Source organism: Haloarcula sp. HT12 (assembly GCF_055271655.1).
The window spans coordinates 582199-605262 of the sequence record NZ_JBUXKW010000003.1 but is presented as its reverse complement, the minus strand read 5'-3'; the positions used below and the strand labels follow the sequence as shown (position 1 = coordinate 605262).

General features: G+C 63.6%; 20 protein-coding genes, 1 tRNA gene and 2 pseudogenes. 11 read left to right on the top strand and 12 right to left on the bottom strand.

The window, feature by feature from the left end:
• Window positions 1–121: 121 nt before the first annotated feature.
• A pseudogene (locus ACY9XZ_RS12755) lies at window positions 122–1674 on the top strand (sensor histidine kinase).
• Between the two features lie 76 nt (window positions 1675–1750).
• Here ACY9XZ_RS12755 and ACY9XZ_RS12750 read toward each other — a convergent pair.
• The 3 genes from ACY9XZ_RS12750 to ACY9XZ_RS12740 form a co-directional block, all read right to left on the bottom strand.
• Window positions 1751–3001 carry a mandelate racemase/muconate lactonizing enzyme family protein gene (locus ACY9XZ_RS12750; RefSeq protein WP_463457395.1) on the bottom strand — a complete coding sequence of 417 codons (1251 nt, stop codon included), beginning with the start codon at window positions 2999–3001 and terminating at the stop codon, window positions 1751–1753.
• A 192-nt stretch (window positions 3002–3193) separates the two neighbouring features.
• Window positions 3194–3264, bottom strand: a tRNA-Pro gene (locus ACY9XZ_RS12745).
• A 95-nt stretch (window positions 3265–3359) separates the two neighbouring features.
• On the bottom strand, window positions 3360–4445 hold the full coding sequence (locus ACY9XZ_RS12740) for a right-handed parallel beta-helix repeat-containing protein (RefSeq protein WP_463457394.1): 1086 nt from the start codon (window positions 4443–4445) through the stop codon (window positions 3360–3362).
• Between the two features lie 109 nt (window positions 4446–4554).
• On the opposite strand from ACY9XZ_RS12740, the gene ACY9XZ_RS12735 reads away from it, so the two are divergent.
• Both ACY9XZ_RS12735 and ACY9XZ_RS12730 read left to right on the top strand, forming a co-directional pair.
• Window positions 4555–5889 (top strand): DEAD/DEAH box helicase, encoded by a 1335-nt coding sequence (locus ACY9XZ_RS12735; protein WP_463457393.1) that lies wholly within the window; start codon window positions 4555–4557, stop codon window positions 5887–5889.
• 94 nt (window positions 5890–5983) lie between these two features.
• Window positions 5984–7549 (top strand): DUF790 family protein, encoded by a 1566-nt coding sequence (locus ACY9XZ_RS12730; protein ID WP_463457392.1) that lies wholly within the window; start codon window positions 5984–5986, stop codon window positions 7547–7549.
• 76 nt (window positions 7550–7625) lie between these two features.
• On the opposite strand, the gene ACY9XZ_RS12725 is transcribed toward ACY9XZ_RS12730, so the two are convergent.
• The 4 genes from ACY9XZ_RS12725 to ACY9XZ_RS12710 form a co-directional block, all read right to left on the bottom strand.
• Entirely contained in the window at window positions 7626–8849 is a 1224-nt protein-coding gene (locus ACY9XZ_RS12725; protein WP_463457391.1) for a nucleotidyltransferase domain-containing protein, read from the bottom strand.
• On the bottom strand, window positions 8843–9757 hold the full coding sequence (locus tag ACY9XZ_RS12720; protein WP_463457390.1) for a phosphoenolpyruvate carboxykinase (ATP): 915 nt from the start codon (window positions 9755–9757) through the stop codon (window positions 8843–8845). The genes ACY9XZ_RS12725 and ACY9XZ_RS12720 overlap by 7 nt, the downstream gene beginning before the upstream one ends.
• A 430-nt stretch (window positions 9758–10187) precedes the next feature.
• Entirely contained in the window at window positions 10188–10625 is a 438-nt protein-coding gene (locus tag ACY9XZ_RS12715; RefSeq protein WP_463457389.1) for a lasso peptide biosynthesis B2 protein, read from the bottom strand.
• Window positions 10606–10902, bottom strand: a complete 297-nt coding sequence (locus tag ACY9XZ_RS12710) for a PqqD family peptide modification chaperone (protein ID WP_463457388.1) — start codon at window positions 10900–10902, stop codon at window positions 10606–10608. The genes ACY9XZ_RS12715 and ACY9XZ_RS12710 overlap by 20 nt, the downstream gene beginning before the upstream one ends.
• A gap of 148 nt (window positions 10903–11050) precedes the next feature.
• Between ACY9XZ_RS12710 and ACY9XZ_RS12705 the strand changes: the two genes are divergently transcribed.
• Entirely contained in the window at window positions 11051–12859 is a 1809-nt protein-coding gene (locus ACY9XZ_RS12705; protein WP_463457387.1) for an ABC transporter ATP-binding protein, read from the top strand.
• Between the two features lie 33 nt (window positions 12860–12892).
• On the opposite strand, the gene ACY9XZ_RS12700 is transcribed toward ACY9XZ_RS12705, so the two are convergent.
• Together ACY9XZ_RS12700 and ACY9XZ_RS12695 are read right to left on the bottom strand one after the other, a co-directional pair.
• Window positions 12893–13393: a DUF7122 family protein gene (locus ACY9XZ_RS12700; RefSeq protein WP_463457386.1), complete on the bottom strand. Its 501-nt coding sequence runs from the start codon at window positions 13391–13393 to the stop codon at window positions 12893–12895.
• Window positions 13390–14301, bottom strand: coding sequence for an RsmB/NOP family class I SAM-dependent RNA methyltransferase (locus tag ACY9XZ_RS12695; RefSeq protein ID WP_463457385.1), 912 nt, complete (start codon window positions 14299–14301; stop codon window positions 13390–13392). Before ACY9XZ_RS12695 ends, ACY9XZ_RS12700 begins: the two co-directional genes overlap by 4 nt.
• Before the next feature lie 87 nt (window positions 14302–14388).
• On the opposite strand from ACY9XZ_RS12695, the gene ACY9XZ_RS12690 reads away from it, so the two are divergent.
• From ACY9XZ_RS12690 to ACY9XZ_RS12670, 5 genes and pseudogenes are all read left to right on the top strand, one after another.
• Complete coding sequence (locus tag ACY9XZ_RS12690) at window positions 14389–15126, top strand: proteasome assembly chaperone family protein (RefSeq protein WP_463457384.1); 738 nt, start codon at window positions 14389–14391, stop codon at window positions 15124–15126.
• Entirely contained in the window at window positions 15126–16121 is a 996-nt protein-coding gene (gene sppA, locus ACY9XZ_RS12685; protein WP_463457383.1) for a signal peptide peptidase SppA, read from the top strand. Before ACY9XZ_RS12690 ends, sppA begins: the two co-directional genes overlap by 1 nt.
• Window positions 16122–16161: 40 nt before the next feature.
• Entirely contained in the window at window positions 16162–17283 is a 1122-nt protein-coding gene (locus ACY9XZ_RS12680) for a DUF373 family protein (RefSeq protein WP_463457382.1), read from the top strand.
• 35 nt (window positions 17284–17318) lie between these two features.
• A complete protein-coding gene (locus ACY9XZ_RS12675; protein WP_463457381.1) occupies window positions 17319–18038 on the top strand; it encodes a diphthine--ammonia ligase in 720 nt (239 codons plus the stop codon).
• Window positions 18039–18153: 115 nt separating this feature from the next.
• Window positions 18154–18279, top strand: a pseudogene (locus ACY9XZ_RS12670) (Dph6-related ATP pyrophosphatase); the annotation flags it as partial.
• Window positions 18280–18307: 28 nt separating this feature from the next.
• On the opposite strand, the gene ACY9XZ_RS12665 reads toward ACY9XZ_RS12670, so the two are convergent.
• Complete coding sequence (locus ACY9XZ_RS12665; protein WP_463457380.1) at window positions 18308–19276, bottom strand: sugar phosphate nucleotidyltransferase; 969 nt, start codon at window positions 19274–19276, stop codon at window positions 18308–18310.
• 84 nt (window positions 19277–19360) lie between these two features.
• Between ACY9XZ_RS12665 and ACY9XZ_RS12660 the strand changes: the two genes are divergently transcribed.
• The gene (locus tag ACY9XZ_RS12660) at window positions 19361–20008 is read left to right on the top strand and encodes an NUDIX hydrolase (protein WP_463457379.1); all 648 of its coding nucleotides are present in this window, start codon (window positions 19361–19363) and stop codon (window positions 20006–20008) included.
• Window positions 20009–20028: 20 nt separating this feature from the next.
• Here the strand turns inward: ACY9XZ_RS12660 and mce are convergent, their stop codons facing one another.
• Complete coding sequence (gene mce / locus ACY9XZ_RS12655; protein WP_463457378.1) at window positions 20029–20418, bottom strand: methylmalonyl-CoA epimerase; 390 nt, start codon at window positions 20416–20418, stop codon at window positions 20029–20031.
• Window positions 20419–20484: 66 nt separating this feature from the next.
• Window positions 20485–21864: an outer membrane protein assembly factor BamB family protein gene (locus ACY9XZ_RS12650; protein ID WP_463457377.1), complete on the bottom strand. Its 1380-nt coding sequence runs from the start codon at window positions 21862–21864 to the stop codon at window positions 20485–20487.
• Between the two features lie 225 nt (window positions 21865–22089).
• Between ACY9XZ_RS12650 and ACY9XZ_RS12645 the strand changes: the two genes are divergently transcribed.
• Entirely contained in the window at window positions 22090–23040 is a 951-nt protein-coding gene (locus ACY9XZ_RS12645) for a hypothetical protein (RefSeq protein WP_463457376.1), read from the top strand.
• The last annotated feature ends 24 nt before the right edge of the window (window positions 23041–23064 follow it).

The following is a 23064-nucleotide window of genomic DNA, read 5'->3' as shown; positions in this document are numbered from 1 at the left end:
CTGACGGTCCGGACGAAACCGACCGTGATGCGATTTCGGATCAATTCGGGGCCTAATCCGTCAATCCAGGCGTATCTTCAAGAGGGAGGGAGAGGTTATCTTCTCTAGAAATACTATTGACATGTACGATCCAGCAGATCCGATACACGTACTGCAGGTAGACGATGCGCCGCTGCTCGACGACACTATCGAGTTCCCGGATACACGGGAGACGGACTCGCTCACGGTGACCACGACCGGCCGAGCCGAGAACGCGCTCGACCTCCTCGAGGCGAACGCTATCGACAGTATCGTCGCCACGGACGAGTTACCCGACAGTGCCGGCCTCTCGTTTGTTGACGCGGTCCGCCAACGGGACGACGACATCCCGATACTCCTGTTGACCGAGTCGGAGTCCGTCGCTAGTGACGCCATCTCGCAGGGTGTTACCGACGTTTACAGAACCGACACACACGCCGGCCACAGCGACCTCCTCGCTAACCGGATTCGGCTGCTTGTCGAACGGCACCGATCAAAAGAAACCGCCGACCGGGCCAGACGGCGACTGACGGAACTGGCGGCTCAGTCCGACGAACTGCTGTGGGTGTTCTCCGGGGACTGGACCGAGATACAGTTCGTCAATTCGAGGTACGAATCGCTGTACGGACGGTCCGTCGAATCGCTGCAAGCCAACCCCGCGGAGTTCATGACGGCGATCCATCAAGACGACCGGGACAGAGTCATCGGGGCGATGCAGCGCGTGTCGGCGGGCGAATCCGTCACGCTCGAATTCCGCATCACCCGACCTGACAGCGAACAGCGTTGGGTACAGGCTGAGGCGAAACCGGTCGTCGAGGACGGTACAGTCGACAGAATCGTCGGCGCTTCACGCGATATCACTGAGCAGAAACGCCGTGAGTCACGACTTTCCGCTCGCGACGGACGCCAGCAGGCCCTCGAACGACAGAACGAGCGTCTCGAAGCGTTCGCCAGCGCGGTCAGCCACGACCTCCGAAGCCCGCTGGACGTTGCCCGCGGTCAACTCGAACTCGCCCGGAGGGAACACGACAGCGACTACCTCGATGCGGTCGAGCGGGCACACGACCGCATCGGACAGCTCATCGAGGACCTGCTGACGCTGGCCCAAGACGGCGAGGCAGCGCTCGACAGCGAGCCGGTGCCGCTGCAGACAGTTGTCGAGCAGTGCTGGCAAACCGTCGAGACCGGCGACGCGACGCTGGAACTCCAGACATCGGCTGTCGTCCGAGCGGACCCGAGCCGGCTCCGACAACTGTTCGAGAACCTCGTCCGGAACAGTGTGGAACACGGTTCCACAAGCAGTCGGCCGCGGGCCGACGACAGCGTGGAACACGGTCCGACGCCACACACCGAGAGAACGGCGGACACGGGCGAGCAGCGTGGGACGACCTCGTTGTCACAGTCGCAGGGGACCGCAGCCACCGACCTGACGCTAACCGTCGGCCAACTGGACGACGGCTTCTACGTGGCCGACGACGGCGTCGGGATTCCGGCGGACGAGCGCGAGAAGGTGTTCGAGGGCGGCTATTCGCTGGGTTCGGGCTCCGGATCGTCAGCGAGATCGCCGAGGTCCACGGCTGGTCGATAGCGGTCGGAGAAAGCGACGCCGGCGGTGCTCGCTTCGAGATCACCGGCGTCGAGTTCGAGACGGCGTAACCGTGTCGCCGTGGTATCGGGTGACCACCACGTCACCCGGTGCCGCCCCAGCCAACACCAACTAGGGGTCCGAACCTTACGCTTCGTCGAAGACGGTGTCGCCCTCGACAACGTGTTCTTCGACGGCGTCGAGGTCGAGGGTGAGGCCGAGGCCCGGCTCTTCCGGAATCTCGATGTAGCCGTCCTCGATGACGTCTTCCTCGACAAGGTCCTCCCACCAGCCAAGTTCGTAGGAGTGGTACTCGACGGCCAGGGAGTTCGGGACCGAGGCCCCGACGTGGGCGCTCGCCATCGTCGCAATCGGCGAGGAGACGTTGTGCATCGCCACCGGGATGTAGTACTGGTTGGCCACGTCGGCGACCTTCCGCGTCTCGCGCATCCCGCCGACCTTCGGCATGTCCGGCGCGATCATGTCGACCGCCTGGTTCTCGATGAGCCGGCGCTCTTCGGTGACGCGGTAGCGGTTCTCGCCGACGGTGATCGGCGTGGTCGTGGACTTGGTGACCTCCTCCTGGACTTCGATGTTCTCCGGCGGGACCGGGTCTTCGAGCCACCAGACGTCGTACTCCTCGATGGCGTCTGCGAGGCGCTTCCCGGAACTGCCCGAGAACGTCCAGTGACAGTCGAAGGCCACGTCGGCCTCGTCTTTGACCTCCTCGGTGACCTTCTCGACGATCTCGGCCTTGTGGCGGATCTCGCCCGGGCGGAGGTGGCGGTTCGCGCGGTCTTTCTCCAGCCCGCTCGGGACGTCGAGGTCGAACTTCAGGGCGTCGTAGCCCAGCTCGTCGACGACGCGGCGGGCCTCCGCGGCGCAGGCGTCGGCGTCAGCCTCCTCCTCGGTGTGGCAGTCACAGTACACGCGCATCTCGTCGCGGTACTTGCCACCCAGGAGCTGGTAGGCCGGGACTTCGAGGATCTTGCCCGCGAGGTCGTGCAGCGCGACCTCGATGCCGGCGATAGCGGTGACGGTGACGCCCTCGACGCTCCCCTCGCCGCTCATCTTCTGGATGAGGTGCTCGTAGAGGCGGTCGATGTCCAGCGGGTTCTCGCCGACGACGAACGGCTTCATCCGCTCGATGAGTTCCGGGACGCCAGCGCCCCAGTAGGCCTCGCCCGTGCCGACGATGCCTGCGTCGGTGTAAATCCGGACGAGCGTCCACGGGAAGTTCCCGTCGACCATCGTCGTCTGCACGTCGGTGATCTCCACGTCGCGGCCGCCCCCGCGCTTGGCGGTGACGCCCATCGTCTCCGCGGAGAGCTCCCGCATCGTGTACTCTGCGTTCGGGTCGTGCAGGTCAGCGTAGTCTACGTCGTTTGCCTTTCCCATATCTCCGCTTGCTATCGGCGTCACAAAAGTGTAGAGGAAATCGGTCGCACACCGTTTCAGCTACACAACATCTGTTTTGACTCGTACCCACACTCTCAATCTGTGTTCGCTTTCCGGTCGTGCACGACGGCTTCGGTACACCTAAATGGAACAGTACTGCCACTATCTGATCGGCTTTTGCAGAAATTGTGATGGGACCGCCGAGATTCGAACTCAGGTCCGACGCACCCCATGCGCCGAGGATACCGCTACCCCACGGTCCCGCACTCTGGGAGAGGGGGGTGTTTTAATTAAGGGCTTCGCTTTGGTGACGAGAGTGCCAGCCCGTGACGGGGTTGACGGTGCTGGCGCGTCCCCGTCACTCGGCGACCTCGATGCCGGGACTGTCGATGGTAACGTTGGCAAGCGACCAGCCCTCGCTTGCGGAACGGGCGTCGACACCGATGGCGTTCCGATCTGCGGTCACGGAGATAGTCGAACCGGAGACAGTCCACGACGTGTTCGTCTTGACAGCGTGGATACCCTGCTGCCGGCTTTCGATGGTCGTATTCTGGATCGTCCACGCGCCGGTCGTTCGAGCGGCGAACACACCAATATCGCGGGTATCGAGTGTGGCGTCAGTGACCGTCCACGCGCCGCTTGAGAAGGCAGTGACGAGGCCGGTGTCGCTCCGCCGGACCGTTAGGTCGGTCACTGTCCAGTCGCCCTCGCTGCCAATAGCTTTCACGCCGGTGTCGCTCCGGCGGACCTCCGTATTTTGGACCGCCCAGTCGCCAGTTGTCCCTGAGGCGTCGACGCCGTCCGCACCGGAGCGGTCGACGACCACCGCTTCGACCGTCCAGTCGCCGGAAGACCTGCGGACATCGACACCGTCACCGCCGACTTCGACGAAGCGGGTATCACGGATCGTCCAGTCGCCACCGGTCGCGCGGGCGAACACACCGCTGTAGGTCGTGCTGGCAACGGCGGCATCCTCGATGGTCCAGCTCCCTGTCGTGTTCGGCGCGTACACGCCGACGTCGGCGGCGATCACAGTCGTGTCAGTGACCGTCCAGTCCCCGCTGGTGCTGTTGGCAACGACCCCAAAGCGGTAGTTCCGCACGGTGAACCCGGTGACGGTCGGTTCCGCCGAGCCGGTTACCGTCACGCCGGTCCCGTTGACGAACCGCGAGCCGTCAAGGATCGCCCGGTCGGGGGCGACGAGGGAGATGTTCTCGTCGACGCTGACCTGTTCGTAGTAGGTGCCCGGCCGGACCTCGACGGTATCACCGCCGTCGGCGGCATCCACGGCGGCCTGTATCGACCGGTAATCGTCGCTCCCGTCTTTGTCGACGGTCAGCGTCTCCTGTCCCGTCTGTGCCCCAGCAACGCTCGCCGGTAGCACGGCAACAGTCAGCACAACCGACAGCAGGAGGGCAAGCAGTGTGGTGCGCGCGTCGTCCATAGTCGAACGATAGGTACGAGTGGACGTAAACGGTACTGATATTTCACCGTGGGCGCGCAGGGGTACGGCCCGCGAAAGCGTTATCGGCCCGACCGGCGAACCCCTGCGTGTGCTGGAGTTGACGTACGAGTCGGGGACGGTCCGCGTGACGGGGGACCCGCCGTCGGACCTGCCCGGCGTCGAGTACGACGAGCGTACGCAGACCGGACGAGCACCGGCCTACCGGTACGCCGACCTCGTGGCGGCGCTTGACGAGCGCGGCGTGGCCTACGACAACGCCGTCTGCTCGCTCCCGTCGCTGTCGCTCTCGACGACGTACGACCTCCGAGAATACCAGCAGGCGGCGCTGGACGCCTGGCGGGACGCTGACGACAAAGGGTGTCTGGAGCTGCCGACAGGGAGCGGCAAGACCGTCATCGGCATCGCGGCGATGGTCGCGCTGGGGACGCCCACGCTGGTCGTGGTCCCGACCATCGACCTACTGGAGCAGTGGCAGCGCGAGCTACAGCGGGAGTTCGACCGGCCGGTCGGCCGCATGGGCGGGGGCGAGCAGCGCGTCGAAGACATCACGGTGTCGACGTACGACTCGGCGTACCTGCGGGCCGACGAACTCGGCGACCGGTTCGGACTCGTCGTCTTCGACGAGGTCCATCACCTCGGCGGCGAGGGGTATCGGGACATCGCTCGGCTGCTCACCGCGCCGGCACGGCTCGGACTGACGGCGACGTTCGAGCGGCCGGACGGGGCTCACGAGGTTATCGAGGAGCTCGTTGGGCCGCTCGTCCAGCGGGTCAGCGTCGACGATCTGGCCGGCGAGCACCTCGCGGACTACGACATCAAGCGAATCGAGGTCGCGCTTACGCCGGACGAACGGGACCGCTACGAGGAGCACCAGGGGACGTTCACCGACTACCTCACGCAGTCGAACATCCAGCTCCGGTCGGGCAGCGACTACCAGGAACTCGTCAAGCGGTCCGGTACCGACCCGGCAGCCCGCGAGGCGCTGCTGGCGAAACAGCGCGCACGTGAGGTAATGATGAACGCCCAGCGGAAGGTCGACCGGCTGGCAACGATTCTAGACCGCCATCGCGAGGACCGAATCATCGTCTTCACCGCTCACACCGACCTCGTGTACTGCCTCTCCGAGCGGTTCCTCATCCCGGCGATAACACACGAAACGGGCGCGAGCGAGCGCCGGGAGATCTTAGAGCGGTTCCGCGACGGGACCTACGCCCGTGTCGTGACGGCGAACGTCCTCGACGAAGGGGTGGACGTGCCCGACGCGAACGTCGCCGTCGTCCTTTCCGGGAGCGGGTCAGAACGGGAGTTTACCCAGCGGCTCGGTCGGATTCTCCGGCCGAAAGCCGACGGCGGGCGGGCGTTGCTGTACGAACTCGTGACCGAGGAAACCGCCGAAGAACGGGTCGCCAGGCGACGCAGATAGCCGACAGTAAAGCGTCGACGGACCACCTCAGCGTGTCGAGGCAGGATCGCCCTGACTCCCCGTGTTTTTGTCGCTCCGTGGCGGAGATACGCATGTGCTGACGAAAGACCTCCTGCGGGTGTCCCGCGCCGGCGGCGGGTACCACTTGCAGTTCGCCGACGCCGATGCGGAGCGACTGGCGGCCCGCGTCATTGGCATCTACCAGGGCCACGTCGCCGAATCCCGCGAGACACTGGAGACGGCACTCGCGGATTTGGAGCGGGAGGCCGACGATTTCAAGCTCGTCCGCGGGCTGGCGAAGCTCGTCGAGCGGGAGGCCACGTTCGAGACGCAGGCACCGGTCGACCCCGTCCGCGCCCGTCGCCGAGTGTTCGAAGCCGCGGCGGACATCGGCGTCGTGAGCGAGGTCGAGCGGGAACAGGCACTCGCAGCGGCCGCCGACCACTTCGGCACGGACGCCGCGACGCTGGCCGATGCGCTGTACGCCGACCGGGAATCGCGCCAGATTCTCACCGCCGTCGACTCCCGCTGGGGGCCGGCCGAACTGCGGACCCAGTACAACCTCTCGCTGGCGCAGACAGCGCTGTTCGACGCGACCGAGGTACGGGTCCGCTCCTCCGACCCGAAGGCGCTCGTCTCGGCGGTCAAGCGCCTCCGGCTGATGTACGAGATTCGCCGGACCGAGCACGGACGAGAGGTCGTCGTCACGGGGCCGGACGCGCTGTTCTCCAACACCCGACGGTACGGCACTCGCTTCGCTCGACTCCTGCGAACGGTCGCGACCGCGAGCGAGTGGGAACTGACGGCGACTATCGACGACCGGGGCACCGAGCGGGAACTCACGCTCTCGGACGGGGATGTCTCTGTCCCCGGCGTCGAACCCGTAACAGAGGTCAGCTACGACAGCGGCGTCGAAGCCGACTTCGCCGGCCGGTTCGCCGCGCTGGACCTCGACTGGGACCTGATCCGCGAACCGGAGCCGCTGGCGGCGGGCGAACACGTCGTCATCCCGGATTTCGCCTTCGAGTGGCGACCCGGCGCTGACACCGGGGTGCGGGATACGGGACGTGGGGAAGGCTCCGATGGAACCGACGGTGACCTACCCTTCCGGGTTTTCTTCGAAATTATGGGTTTCTGGACGCCGGAGTATATCGAGAAGAAACTCGCCTGTCTCGACGCGTTGGAGGATGTCGAGATGCTGGTCGCTGTCGACGAGTCCCTCGGCGTTGGGGAGGACATCGAAGCGACGGAGACCCGAGCAATCCGGTACGCCGGGACGGTCAGAGTGAAAGCCGTGCGGGACGCCCTGCGGCCATACGAGGAGCGACTGGTGCGCGAGAGCGCCGCAGACATCCCTGACGAACTCCGCCCTGACGCCTCGGTCATTTCTCTCGCTGACCTCGCCGCGGAGTACGGTGTCAGCGAGGATGCGCTGGAAGACGTGGCCTATCCGGCTCACGAGCGCGTCGGGCGCACGCTCGTTTCGCCTGCCGTGCTAGACGACCTGGCAGAGCAGATCGAGCCCGGAATGGCCTACGAGACGGCGAGTGACAGACTGGCCGACTACGGTATCGAAGACGACAGCGCCGCCCTGGCACACCTTGGCTACCGCGTCGCCTGGGAAGGGCTGGGTGAGGGGACCATCGAATCGCGGGACTGAGAGGCCAGTGGAACATAGCGGGGAATCAGCTCCCAGATACAGAATGCCGCACCGCGATGAACGGGGCGACCGTCGCTCAGGTCGCTTCGTCAAGTGGGTCCTCGGACCGCTGTCGCCCCCACTGTGGCATTTCGAAGAGGAGCCGGAGCGGCCAGATGACGTAGTACAGCGGATGCAGCGGGCCGGGGAGCGGACAAAATTGGTACTCCGAGTAGGTCGGGTGAAGTGACGAATGTAGCAGCAGGAATGGCACCAGCGCAGTTGCCGAATCGCTGGCAGCAAGATAAAACCGAGCGGCTTCGAACTGTGTGGGCGCCTGTTGCGTCCCAGTGGCCAGCGGTTCGACGACGTCCTTGGCTAATTCGGTGACGCGGTCGTCCGTGTGAAGGCGATCCAGCATCGGCGCTGGAAGGGCATACCCGAAGATAACACGGGCAAGTGCGGCTCCGAGCAGTAGGTTCCGCTCGACGCCAGTTTCCCGCGCCCGAGCGAGGACGTGTGACCAGTCGGCTTCCGTCGATTCCAGTGCCGCAACGAAATCACAGAGCCACTTCAGGAGATACCAGCGGTGCTTGGTTCCGTGGAACGCCAGCATGAGTAGCCGGTCTGGCTGCGCAAGCGCCGGAAGCGGTTGGCTGCCGACCGCTACTGTATCACGGCGATTCCAGAGTTCATCGAACGGTTGGGAGAACGGTCGCTCGGCGTCTCCCACGCGCCAACGAAGTTCCACGTCGAACTCCGGACCTCGCATCTCGTACTCGTGAACAATAGCTTTCGTCACGGGGCCGCCCAACAGCGCTGTGTCGTCCAATCGCGGCGTGCCCCCGCGCCACTCGTACCCCCGTCCTTCCAGAATATCCGCGGCAACGGTGATATCTTCCGGATGGACTAGCAGGTCCAGGTCGTTGTACTCGCGTACCGTTGCGTCGTCGTAAGTGGCTGCCGAAAGCACCGGTCCCTTGAATGGTATCGCACGGACACCGCGCGTCTCAAAACTCTCGATTATCTCCTGTAGCTCGGCCGTGAATGCGAGATTTCGCATCCGCTTTCCCTGTACTGTGCTGCTAAGTCGTGTCAACACGGACTCTGGCACGGTGAACTCATCACCACTCTCGGCTGCCATCGATTCCAGCCCCTGATAGAGGAGTTGCACGACGCCGTGGTAGCGGGCGAATTCAACAACGCGGTCCCAGTCAGGCGTGTCATCCAGCACGGGTGGATCGGGGGAAGCGTCGGTAACGATTGCGGTACGAGCACAGTCGACTACCAACTGGAGTTCGGGTTCAGCCTCCGTCAGCATGGCTCACTCTTGAGATCAGACTCAATCCGGTCTACGACCTCCGGAAGCGTATTGAGGTCGCGCGGTCGGCGGAGCCGTTTTATATCGGTCATGTCGACGACCTCTCCACAGGCGCTAAAGTTGGACACAGCCCGGCCGTCGGCTTCCAGCGCACCCAGCGTGTACGTGTTATCGACGAGCGCCATGATCTGTTCATCTGGCCTGACCGGTTCCATCTCGATGGTTTTCCCGTCCTCGAGCAGGTAGATGCGTTCCAGTGGCACCGGGGTCGCGGGCTGTTCATGCATGAGCCCGTAGAAATGCCGCTTACGTCCGTCATGGGTCCGTTCCGGTGGTTCGACCGGAGGGTCGAACGCTTCGACCGCTGCCGGATCAAGCTTTATCGAGGGATATCCGCTCCGGACGACTGGTCCCGCGTCACCCAGTACTATCGCAGCGACATCGTCGCTCAGAACGCGATGGTTATTGACCAGGCAGGCCATAGCGGTCGTCGTTTTCCCGACTCCAGACTCCCCGACGAACGCCACTGCACGCCCGTCGACGCTGACAGTGCTCGCGTGCAGCACGAAGTACCCCCGCTGGTCCAGTAGGTGGTTCAATGCCGGGCCGACCAGTACGTGCCGGAGGACTTCGCTGGGCACGTCCGAGACCGGGTCTACTGCGATAGACTTCCCGTCCCGGATTCTGACGGTTGCGGCGTCATACAGAAGGTAGTACTCGCGCTCGGTTATCGCGTGAAAGGTCGATTCGGGGTCCGCGGACAGTGGACGGGGAATCCGCTCCTCAGTGATAGTGATATCGGCCTGCTCGCCTGGCGCCGGTTCAGCGGACGGGAACTCCGGTACGTCGAAGGCCGAGCGGACCGTCAGCCCGAAGGCTTCGTACGTGGTTGCGTCTGTCGTTGCCATCCCGCTAAGTTCCTCCCTGCCTAGTTATCCGTCGATTCCGTCCGTCGTGATACACACCCCATCTACGACACCCCTGGTTCATACCAGGTCGCTTGACTGCTATGGTGGATAAGAATGATCTCTCTACTCGCCACCCACAGGCACGAGAACCGTCGGGATATGTCTACTGAACGGGTAAGTCCAAAGTCGAGTGCAAATGAAAAGAAGAATCAGCTAGGTGTGTGGACCGTCAATGGACGCTAGTTCCACTTCCCGTACCCGTCGTCGTAGTCCCCCCAGTTCGTCTTTTCTTCGACAGTTCCGTACGTTTCGACCGACGGCGTTTCGTATTCCTTCATGGGTTACCCCATCCTCGGCTACAGAGATTACTGTATTTGTTATAACACCTATTCTTATTAAATTCATATCAGAATAGGACTGTTACTACCTGTTAGCCACGTACTTCTCGTTCCGTGAGTGCTCGGAACCGACCGAAATCGTCGACCTCCCCGATAAGGACGTCACCGTTCGACTCGATCCAGGCGTGGGCCTCGAAGGTGTCCGACCGCGTATCAACACCGAAGCGGAGACAATGCGGCTGGTCGTTGGCCACCAACAGTGTGCTGCCCGTGAGGGCTCGATCAAGGCAATCGTAGGTGCCCGGGAGATGTGTCGCCGCTGTCAAAACCGCCCAGCGGACTGACGCTGGTGATCCCGTCTGATGATGGCACGGCAGGAACTGAGAGATAGTGCCGAAATATCGCTCTGCAGCCTCCAGCCCAGCGACTGCAAGCAGTGTTTTGCTCGCCGCGACCAGGACCGCAGCTTCACAGAGCAACAGTTTCTGTGCCCGTGGCAACGCCCTGAACTCACGGAGTCGGGCTCGCATCGATCTTGATGAGTTGCTCCGCGGCAAGCGTTTCCAGGAAGCGCTCTACGTCGTTTTCGGCTCTGTCCCTGTCGACATCGTACTCCTCGATCAGCGCCGAGACGATTTCCGTTGGCTCCGTCGGCTCCTGAATCCGGCCCCAGATATCCGGGCCAGTGCCCGACAGGCCCTGGTACCGCCCCGTTTCGTTGTTCAGCAGCACGATTTCACCGTCGATTGTCGTGGTGACACAGTTGTCAGTTGCCACGACAGTCGATCCGGAATCTATCGCTACCATGTGAATATCGGCGATACTCACACCATTTGTTATGGCCTCTTTTCGTCGCCGTCGCAACCAAGGCTGGCGGTAGACGCTCCCTTCGCACCCATACTGCCCGAATGTAGTGAGTCGGTAACTATGTTACATAGAATCTGCATCCAGAACAATGACTGATACTCCCTCAATCAGTGAGAAATACGCATCGCTGCGCCGCGTGGCGCTGTATCGTCCGGCGCTGACGGGGAGTATCGTCGCCGCCAGCCTCTTCGTGATGTTACTCGAGGGCGTTGGCCTCTCGTTCCTGTTTCCGATACTCGACGCCGCACAGGCGGGGCAAGGCCTCCCGCTTCAGGCGGACGGCGTTACCGGTGAGTTCCTTTCCGCGTATGCCGCCGCCGGACTGCCGCTCACGCTCGAATTCCTGCTGGTCGGCCTCGCGTGCGTGATGATCGTCCGGTACACGGCGTCGTTTGCAGTGAAATGGCTCGCGGCGAAGCTCACACAGACGTACGAACGCGACCTCAAGAACCGAGCCTACGAACTGGCGATGGGCGCGTCGGTTGCCTACTACGACGACAAGGGGTCCGACGACATCATGAACACGATTCTGACACAGACCCGGTATGCCGGCCGTGTCATCGGCCGGATCATCCAGTTCTTCCAGCAGGGGATTCTCTGTCTGGTGTACATCGGAATCGCACTGGCTATCGCACCGGTGCTGGCAGTCGGTGCGGCTGTCGCCCTCGGCGGCATCACAGCGCTCATCAGGTACGGTATCGAGCCCGGGTACGCCGTCGGCGACCGTGTGGCGACGGCCAACGAACGACTGCAGGAGACGACTCAGGCGGGGACCCAGGGTATCCGTGACGTGAAGCTGTTCGGCATGCGCGACGGACTGCTTGCCGAGTTCCGGGCCACGCTCGACCGATACACCTCGACCAGCGTCGCTGTTCGCCGAAACGAGGTCGCAATCGGGAGCCTCTATCGGCTCTCGGTCTCACTGCTCCTGTTTGGTCTCGTCTACGTCGCTATTAGTTTCCGGGCGCTGTCAATCGCGGAACTCGGTGTGTTCCTGTTCGCGATGCTCCGACTCGCGCCCCGGCTGAGTTCGCTCAACTCTACCGTCTACGCTATCGAAGGAGAGCTCCCACATCTGGTCCGAACCCACCAGTTCATCGACCGCCTCGAAACCCAGCAGGAGCCCACCGGCGGGCGGCCAGTCCCGGACCGAATCGCGGAAATCGCGTTCGAGAACGTCTCGTTCGCCTACGAGGACAAGCCAGTGCTTGCGGACTTCTCGATGGCTGTCGAGCGAGGCGAGTTCGTCGGCATCGTCGGCGAGTCCGGTGGCGGCAAATCGACAATCGTCTCGCTGCTCACTCGGCTCTATGCCCCGGACGGCGGTGATATCCTGGCGAACGGGACACCGATTTCGACCTACGACCTCGACGGCTGGCGTAACGCTGTTGCGATGGTTCGACAGGACCCGCACATTTTCAACGACACGTTGCGGTACAACCTCACTGCCGGTCGGAATATCTCCGACAGTGACCTCTACGAGGTCGCTGAGAAAGCTCTCATTCTCGGATTCCTCGATGACCTTCCGCAGGGGCTCGATACGGTACTTGGCGACGACGGCGTGAAACTGTCCGGCGGACAGCGCCAGCGCGTCGCACTGGCCCGGGCGCTCCTGAAGGATGCGGAGATACTCGTGCTCGATGAAGCCACCAGCGACCTCGACTCGAACCTGGAACGGCAAATACATCGAACCGTCGAGACGCTTGCGGGCGATCGGACCGTGATCGCAATCGCCCACCGGCTCTCGACCGTCTCCAACGCCGACCGAATCTACACGGTCGAGGACGGGCAGGTCACCGAACAGGGAAGCCACGCCGAACTGCTCGACGACGACGGGACGTACGCGGAGTTGTACGCGATGCAGGGTACGGCGGCCGCGGAGTTTTCAAGCGGCTGAGCGGTCGCCATCGGATCTGAATACACCGCCGGGTCAGACCTCTCGGCGGCGACCCTTCGGCACCTGTGACCTGAGTTCGCCGTAGACGTACAGGCCGACGCCGACCGGCTCGGCCGTGCCGGCGAGGTCGTGGGTGACGACGAGATACCCCCAGTCACCGTCCCAGTCGAGTTCCCGATCCTCGCCGGCTACGAACGCCCGAGCGGCGTCCTCGTCGAGGTGGATGACGTTCTTCGAGGCGTGCTCACCGAACCGCTGGACAGCCTCTAACGTCGGCTTCCAGTGTTCCTGGCGCGTCCGCAGGACCGTCATTCCCAGCCCTTCAATGTCGACTGGCGACGGCGGGCTCCCCCGATACAGCCACAGTTTGCCAGCGCCGCGCTCCCAGAACGTGTACCCGTCGAAGGTATCCGGCGGGACGCCGAATCGCTCGGTCCAGAAGTCGAGTACTTCCTCGCGGGTCGCTCGCTCGGGGTCCTCGCGCTCGTCGTCCGTTTCGGGGAGCCGCGTGAACACGGTGCTCTGGTCGCTCATTCGGCGGGCACCTCCAGTTTCGCACAGAAGAACCCGCCCGTGTCGTTGTGATGCGGGTAGATGCGCTTGGCGTTGGTCACGCTGGGGTCGAAATTCTCGTCTTGCCACTCGGTGATTCCGGACACGTGATCGAGCGGGAGGTCGTACTCGACGATCTCACAGCCCGTCTCGTCGAGCACGTAGTCCAGCACGGCTTCGTTTTCCTCCGGAGCGAACGTACAGGTGGAGTAGACGACGGTGCCGCCCGGTTCGGTCACTTCGACGGCGCGTTTGAGGATGCCCTTCTGGACGCCGGAGATGCCTTCGACGTGAGAGATGGTCCAGTCCTCCAGCGTATCGGGGTTCTTGCGGATGGTCCCCTCACAGGAGCAGGGCACGTCGACGAGCGCACGGTCGTACCCCTCGCCGCCGAAGGGCTTGAGCGAGTGGTTACGGCCGTCCTCGTGGGTGACGGCGACGGTCGTCGCCCCCAGGCGCTCGGTGTTGGTCCGCAGCGCCGAGATACGCCCGAGGTTGTTGTCGGTCGCGACGACCTCGCCGGTGTCGTCCATCAGCGCGGCGAGCTGGGTCGTCTTGCTGCCCGGTGCCGCACAGGCGTCCCAGACTCGCTCGCCGGGCTGGGGGTCCAGTACGGTCGCCGGAATCACGGACACCTCCTCCTGGCCGTGAATCCAGCCGTGGAAGTACGGCCAGTTCGCACCGGGGGAGTCCTCGGGCAGGACGAACAGGCCGTCGTGCCAGTCGACGGGGTCGTGGGTGATGTCCGCCTCCGCAAGCGCCGTCCGGACCCGCTCGACGGTGGCTTTGATGGTGTTGACCCGGACAGCCGACGGCAGCGGGCGTTCACACGCGTCGATGAACGCCTCGAAGTCGTCGATGATGGGCCGATAGCGGTCGAGTGGTTCCATTGTCCGGCGTTCGCTTGCGGTCGGTTTGTGGGTTTCGAAGGGCACCGGCCCATGGCTTTCAAGCCGCCGGCGGCCGATACCTGATGTATGGCACACATACAGGTCCACCGCGACGACATTTCGCTCGACTCCCCGACACTAATCGAGGGACTGCCGGGCGTCGGACTCGTCGGCAAGATAGCTGCCGACCATCTCGTCGACGTCTACGACATGGAGTACTACGCGTCGGCCCACTGCGAGGGGTTGCCGGAGATCGCCGTGTACGGAACGGACGACCCACAGGTTCGCCCGCCGGTCCGCCTGTACGCAGACGAAGAGCGTGACCTGCTCGTTCTCCAGAGCGATGCACCGATCTCCCCGTCCGGAGCGAAGGAGTTCGCCGGCTGTATGGTCAACTGGTTCGAGGCAAACGACGCGACACCGATCTATCTCAGCGGCCGCCCTGCCGAGAAAGACGGCGTTCCGAACGTCTACGGCGTCTCGACCGGCGACGGGGCCGCGATGCTCGAGGAGGCGAGCGTGGACCCGCCCTCGGAGAACGGCGCGATCACCGGACCGACCGGCGCGCTGATCCACGAATCACAGCGGGTCGGACTGACGGGCATCGGGCTCATCGTCGAAGCCGACCAGCGGTTCCCCGATCCGGAAGCGGCGCGAGCCCTTCTACAGACGGCGATCAGCCCGCTGGCCGACTTCGAAGTCGACACTGATGCGCTAGTCGACCAGGCCGAGGAAATCGGCCGGGCAAAGGCACAGCTCGCTCAGCAGCTCCAGGAGAACCAGGAGGAGAGCACGAGCGCACGGCCGCTCGGGATGTATCAGTAATGGCGGACGCAAACGACATCGTTCGTGGGTTACTGGTCGTGGCTGTCGGCGTCGTCGCAGCGATAGCGGCGTGGTTCCTGTTCGTCGCGGTCCCGGACGACCTGGCGGAACTGCTTGGCGTCCTGTTACTGCTCGGTGTCGTCATCGCTGCGGCGCGCATCGGTAGCAGTATCGCCGGCTCGCTGCTGCCGGCACACAACGTCGCGGAGGTCGCCGTCGAGGGACCGATTACCCGCGACGGGGGTGGCGGCATCACCAGCCCGCCGGTCGGCGCGTCGGCCGACGACATCGTCGAACAGATCGAACGCGCCGACGCGGACCGCGGCTCGCAGGCGCTCCTCCTGAAACTGAACACGCCAGGAGGCGAAATCGTCCCCAGTGAGGACATCCGCATCGCCGCTGAGCAGTTCGACGGCCCGACCATCGCCTACGCGACAGACGTCTGTGCCAGCGGCGGCTACGACATCGCCGCCGGCTGTGACGAACTGTGGGCACGGGAGGGCTCTATCGTCGGCTCGATCGGCGTCATCGGTTCGCGGGTCAACGCCAAGGATCTGGCCGACCGCCTCGGCCTCTCCTACGAGCAGTTCACCGCCGGCGAGTACAAGGACGCCGGTGTGCCGTTGAAGGAGATGACCGAGGACGAGCGCGAGTACCTCCAGGGAATCGTCGACGACTACTACGAACAGTTCATCGACACCGTGGCCGAGGGCCGCGAGATGGACACGGAGACGCTCAAGGACACCGAAGCGCGAATCTTTCTCGGCAATGCAGCCGAGGAGCGCGGGCTCGTCGACCGACTCGGGACGCGGGACGATGTCGAGGCGAGTCTGGAGCAGCGGCTGGGCGAGACTGTGACGATCAAGGAGTACGAACCGGATCGCGGGCTGGCAGGCAAACTCCGCGGGGGCGCACAGCGAGTCGCGTTCGCCCTCGGTGCGGGTATCGCCGGCGTCGCCGACGGCGACATCGATGGCCTCTCCTTCCGTCGATAGCTCGGGAGGTTTTTTATCCGGGGACCGCCTTCGCCGTAGTGTGACTACGCTGGTGGTGTGTATCGACAGGGACAGTCCGGCGGCAGTGACGTGTCCCGTCGTCGGCCGCGACGCCGTCGAGTCACTCATCACGCAGACGGGCGTCGTGGACCCGGAGGATAGCCGGGTCAACTGTCTGCTGGAAGGGCTCGCAGTCGCGGACGAACTCGAAGCCGAGGGGTCCTCGCCGGTGCTTGCCGTCGTGGGCGGCGGGAGCGACAGCGTCGGTTCGGACCGGGAGATCGCAAGCCAGGTCGACGACCTGGTCGCCGAGCACGACCCCGATTCCGCGGTCGTCGTCGTCGACAGCGCCGACGACGAGCGGCTGGTTCCCATCATCGAGAGCCGCGTCCGGGTCGACGCCGTCGACCGGGTCGTCGTCCGCCAGGCCCGCGACATCGAGTCGACGTACTACCTGCTCAAGCAGTTCCTGGCCGACGAGGAGCTGCGCAAGACGGTGCTGGTCCCCGTCGGGATCATCATGCTCGCGTTCCCGCTGTTGCTCGTCGTCACCAGCCCGACTATCGCTGTCGGCGCTATCGCGGCCGCCATCGGCGTGTTCCTCATCTACAAGGGACTCGGTATCGACACGTACCTCTCGCGGCTGCCCGGCCAGACCCGGGAAGCCCTGTACTCCGGACAGGTATCGCTCGTGACCTACGTCGTCGCCGCCGGCCTCTCGCTCGTCGGGGTCTTCGCCGGCGTGCTGGGCGTCTCTGCGGTCGGCGATATCAGTCCCTTCCTGCTCGCGAATCGCTTTGCCTTCGCGTCCGTGCCGTGGCTGACCGGCGCGGCGCTGGCGGCCTCGCTCGGTCGCCTGCTGGACGAACTCATCCGGCAAGAGGGAGTCCGGAGCGCGTACGTGAACCTGCCGTTCGGTGCGGTCGCTGTCGGTCTCGTCGTTCGCGGCTTTTCTGCCTACTTCCTCGAACGCGGCGGGGTGTTCGAACCGTTCCAGGTCCCGGAGACGAACCTCGGCATCGTCCAGATCCAGGGGTTCACGCTGGAGGCTGGGACCCGCCTCGCGCTGTTCATCCTCGCAGGGATCCTCATCAGCCTCGTCGGCGTCCGAGTGGCGACCTACGTCAGCCACACCGATATCGAAGACGAACTCGTTGAATAGACAGCGATTTAGGCCGGCGACGGCTACCGACCGGCATGACAGACGGTGCATGGGTGTCGCTGTTCTCCGGCGGTAAAGACTCCTCGTGGGCGCTGTACCGGGCACTGGAGCGGGGCTACCCCGTCGAGCGACTGGTGACGGTGCATCCGGAGGGCGATTCCTACATGTACCACGTCCCGGCGACCCGACTGGCCAGCCTTGCCGCCGAGAGCATCGGCATCCCGCTTTTGGAAGTCGAGCCGGACGACTTCGACGCCGACGACGTGCCCGATTCCGGCGCGCAGGGCGACGCCGAACTCGAACCGCTGGAGGCCGCGCTACGCGAACTTGACAGCGAACTGGACGGTGGCATCGGCGGCGTCACCGCCGGCGCTGTCGAGAGCGAGTACCAGACGACCCGCATCGAATCGATGGCCGAGCGCCTCGAAGCCAACGTGTTCGCGCCGCTGTGGCAGGAGAACCCGCGAGACCTCGCGGATGCGATGCTTGATGCCGGCTTCGAAATCCGCATTATCCGGGTGGCCGCGTACGGACTCGACGAGTCGTGGCTGGGGCGCACGCTCGATGCTGACGCGCTCGATGAACTGGAAGCACTCAACGAGGAGTACGGCGTTCACATCCTCGGTGAGGGCGGCGAGTTCGAGACGCTCGTGACTGACGGTCCACACATGGACCGCCGGATCGAACTGGAGTACGAGACGGAGTGGGACGGGAGTCGCGGAACGCTCCAGATCGAAGATGCGTGGCTGGCATAGCAATCGGCGAACGAAGTGAGCCGATTCACCCGACCGAACAGCGTGAGGTCGGGATTTTTGATGCAGATTTTTCGAGGAGTGGGTCGCGACGCGACCCCGACGATGAAAAAGGTGCGGCGGCGAGTTCGAGACGCTCGTGACTGATGGGCCACACATGGACCGCCGGATCGAACTGGAGTACGAGACGGAGTGGGACGGGAGTCGCGGGACGCTACAGATCGAAGATGCGTGGCTGGCGTGACCTGCGGAGTGAATAAAACCGACAGCTGTTAGTCGTCGTTCGTCAACTGCGTGTGCGCACCGATGAGTGCGCCGGCCAGGTCCAGGCTCTCGATCTGCGTGTCGCGGTCGATGATCGACTGGCGGATGTCCGAATCGAGGATCGTCGTGTCAGGGAACACGATGGTGCCGTCGAGACTGGAGTTGACGACCTCGGCCCCAGAGAGGACGTGGACGTTCTCGCCAAGCGTGGTGTTCTCGATGGTGGCGTCCTCCGCGATGACGTTCTCGCCGTCGAGTTCCCACGCCACGGCCTCCAGGTAGCTCTCGGGGGTCCCGATGTCGTACCAGGCGTCGTCGAACGTGAACGCACGGACCGGCCCGTCGTCGACGAGCCACTGGATGAACCAGCCGGGTTCGTCGGGGTTGTTCCCGTCTTCGAGGTACTCCCCGAAGCGAATCGCGTCGGCCGGAAAGGCGTAGCAGGCAATCGAGACGAGCGTGCTGTTGGGGTCGTCGGGCTTCTCCTGGAAGTCCGTGACCGCCTCACCGTCCAGTTCGATGAGGCCGTAGGAGCTTGCTTTCTCGCGGGACCCCACGTCGTAGGCGGCGAGCGTGGGGTCGTCGTACTGTTCGAAGTAGTCGATGAACTCGGCGATGTCGAAGCTGATGAGGTTGTCGCCGGCGATGACCAGCAGGTCCTCGTCGCCGAGGCCCTCCCGGTCGACCAGCTGGGCGAGCGCGCCGACGACGCCGAACTTCTCGTCTTCCTCGGCGGTTTCCTCGACGGTCAGGGACGGCTTCTCGAAGCTGCTCGCGGCGATGTGGTCCCGGAAGTCGTCGGCAAAGCGCTGGTTCGTGCTGACGAACACGTCAGTGATGCGATCGTCCTCCTCTAACTCGCCGAGAATCCGGTCGATGACGGTCGTCTCACCGACGGGGAGCAGCATCTTGGGCCGGTGCTTGGTGACTGGCCAGAGCCGGGTGGCGTACCCGCCCGCGAGGACAATCGCTTTCATGTCCGGAAGCAGACAACCAGAATACAAGTTCTTTTTCATCGGCTGGACCGCGGCACTTATCGGTGCCCCGGAGTACAACCCCGTATGACTGACGACGCCGACGGTCCGGGGACTGGGGATGCGAACCTCACGGAGAAAATCAACCAGACGAACGTCGACAAGCGTATTTCGAGCCTGGAAGCGGCCTACGACGAGGTCCCGGTCACCGAGGAGATCTTCGAGCTGTCGCCCGACGAATACGCTGATGTGTTCGCTGCGACACGCGGGACCGGCTACTCCGGGAACAGCGTCGTGTTCGTCACCCGTGACGGCACCGATTTCCCGGAGCTGAGCGATCAGATACCCGACCAGGCTGCCGGCGACACCCGTGACCGCGTCCTGCTGGTGCTGGGCCGTGGCGCTGACATGTGGGCGCTGCCGGGCGGCGGCAAAGGCGACGAATACGAGTCGGTGCAGGGAACCGCGGTCCGCCGCGTCAACGAACAGACCGGCATCCGCTGTACGGTCACCGGCGTCGCCGAAGTCGTACACTCGAAGTACTATCCGGACACCGACGCAGAGGGGTCCGTGCACACGCTCGATATCTACCTTGAGGCGGAGTACAAGAAGGGCGCTCTCGACGTGGACGAGTCGGAACTCGTGGGGGCGGCGTGGTTCGCTGAGGCGCCGGAGCGTCTGACTCCCGGTGCCGAAGAACGGTTTGCGGCCTTCCTCGACAACGGCGACGAGTAGGACGGCCGCAACACCGCCGATTAGTGTTCGACCAGTTCGACGAGTATGCCACCGGTCGATTTTGGGTGGAGAAACGCCACATCGTGTCCCCACGCGCCCGGCCGCGGCTCCTCGTCGATCAGGTCGATGCCGCAGTCGCTGACCGTTTCGAGCGCGGCCGCGATGTCCTCGGTTTCCAGAGCAACGTGGTGAATGCCCGGCCCGTTGCTGTCGAGATACCTGGGAATCGCGCCATCGGCGTCGGGCATCGGCTCCAGCAGTTCGAAGTAGCCGTTGTCTAGCTCCAGGAACGTCACCTGCAGACCGTCAAACGACTCCTCGTGGACGACTGGTGTCTCGAAGGCGTCGGCGAACAGTTCCGCGAGCGGGTCGGCGTCGGCGGTGGCGATGCCGGCGTGGTCGAATCGCATGACCGGGGGTTCGAACGTGGGGTATAAAACTCTGTGACCGACTCCGGCTTCATTCGGCCGAGTGCGTCAGTCCGTCCGCACTGCCATGAGGTTGTACGTGTATCGCTCCCCTGTCCGATACGACGAGTAAATAACGCCGTCCGAGACAGCCGGGGTCATATCGACATCCGGGACGGGAAGCGACCATCGGAGATCGCCAGTCGTCGCATCGAACGCGTACAGGCCTGATCCATCTAACGTCGCTCCAGCGATCAGAGTATCCCCGACTCGAACCGGTGCTGACTGGGAGAATCTTGCGTCCGCGCTCTCATAGCGCCACTCGGGGGTTCCGTCGGTAGCGAGACAGTAGAGCTCCCCGTCCGAGGTGCCGAACGTGACGGTTCCGTCCGCGTACACGGCTGAGCCGTTGGTCCCGTTCAGCGTTTCGAACGTCCAGCGCGTCTCCCCGGTTTCCTTATCGAGTGCGACGAGCGTCTTCGGACCCACGTCGTTCGGCGTCGTGACGTACACCGCCGAATCACCGATTGTCGGCGCGCCACGAACCTCCTGATCCACAGCACCCCACAGGAAATCGCCCGTCTCGGCATCGAGTGCCCGCAATCCGTGGTCCGCCTGACGGTCGCCGGCGACGTACACGATCCCGCCGTCGACGGCCACCGGTGGAGTCCCGGTGCTACCGAGCTCGGTTTGCCAAGCAGTGGTTTCGGCGTCGGTATCGACCGCGAACGCATTCGTCGTCCCGTCGGTGTACGTCGTGCCGTACAGCATCCCGCCGTCGTATCTGAGTCCGCCGATCGTTGGCGTCCCGTCTATCACGGATGCCCGCCACCGCTCTGTGCCAGTTTCCAGGTCCAGGGCGAATACGTGACCCCCCGTTCGCATGCTCTGAGCGCCGACGAACACCGTTTCGTCGACGATAATCGGATCACGGACGTTGATCAGCTCATCTGCCGGAAGTGTTTCCGTGGTCGTCCACGCCGTTGCACCTGTTGAACGTTCGAATGCACTGAGTCCTTCGTCACCGGTTCCGCCGGCGATGACAAACTCATCCGACAGTATCACGCTCGAAGAGACCGGACCGATCTCCTCCCGCCGCCACGCGACGCACGCGGAGGACCGGCCAACTGTCTCCCCGGGAACAGAGCCAGTGTTTCGCGGCCCGTTGTGTGGCTGCTGCCAGTCATCAGTGTTCGATGGAGTAAGCGGTTCCTGGTTCGCACACGCGAGGTCCGCTATGGATGGGCGTTCAGTCCCCGTCTCCGCCTCCGTTTCAGTCGCTGCGTCACTGGTCGCTTCGGCCGTCGGCTGCGGATCCGTCCCCGACGGCTCAGCCGATTCGGAAGTCGAGCTAGTATCGGCGCTTTCGTCGTCAGAATCTGTCAGGCGGAGACAGCCAGCACCGCTCAGCCCGATCCCCACCGTCGCGAGAAGTGCTCGGCGTTGCATGCGTGTGCTAGTCGAATGCAGACATAACAATACTCCTAATTAACCAGGTAATAGTAGCATATATACTATTTTAGTGTGTACATATCTGGTGAATACTATTAGATAAGATTACTCTCCAGCTAACCACTATTTTTATTATAGTTGTTGTCAAGTACATTGATACTCAGTCATATGTTACGGAGACGTGTGTTGGCGGCGTTCTGTACTGCCGGACTCTCTGGTTGTTTGCGCTTGACCGGTGACACCGCACAATCCGATGGCGCGGAAGCTTCAGGATCGGAACGGACCGAAACTATCGATGACGCTCGGGAACGGACACCTACGGAGTCAACCGGGGGACAGACGGGATCCGACACGGAGGGACTGTTCGCGTCCCGATCCGAAGCCATCGAATTCGCCCAGTCCTTTGCTGCGTCCAGCGTTTCGAACCCGATCTCCGCGGACGGGCGAACCAGCGCTGAATTGATACAGCACGGCGGGGGCTGGGGGAGCAGCTGGGGATCCGGGGAGCAAGGCGGCGTCTACACGTCGTCTGATATCAAATTCGAGGCTGTCTCCGACGAGGGCATCGCCTTCGGCGGGGACTCGAACCGGTCGATCCGGATCCGAAATCTGACGCTTGGATCGGAAATAACGTTCGAACCGTCTTCGGACAGCCCCGCCTACCGTGTCAACGACTGGGATATCGACCCCGAAACCGAAGGCGTTCCGCCCTCGACGATTGGCCTGGAAGTCGGTGATGGGAGCGAGCACGTCTCGATGTCAGGAACGTGGACCGGTGACCGCGACATATTCAACACGCAGACGTTCTGCGCGTACCAGGTCGACCTCCTTGAAGGCGGGACGAGAATCGGCGGAACCACGCCGAAAGTCTACGGGATCCGGTACAACTGGGGGGCGAAACAGACGGCAGACGAACTGTACGTCACTCGGCAGCCGTCCACGGACGAAAAGTGGGTCGCCGAGCTCTTCATCGGAGAGAATACGTTCGAGTCGAAGGCCCGGCAGAAAGCCGAGCACGTCGTCGATGATGACGTTTTCCGCGTAGACCTGTCTGCTATCGACCTAGACTCGGGACAGTACGGGTGGACGCTCCTCATCGGAACTGCACAGCCAATTCAACGGAACCAAGTGATCAAGCTCACCCCGACAGACACCGGGCTCATACTCCGGTGAACCGCGCCTGTCGGTCTGAAACTG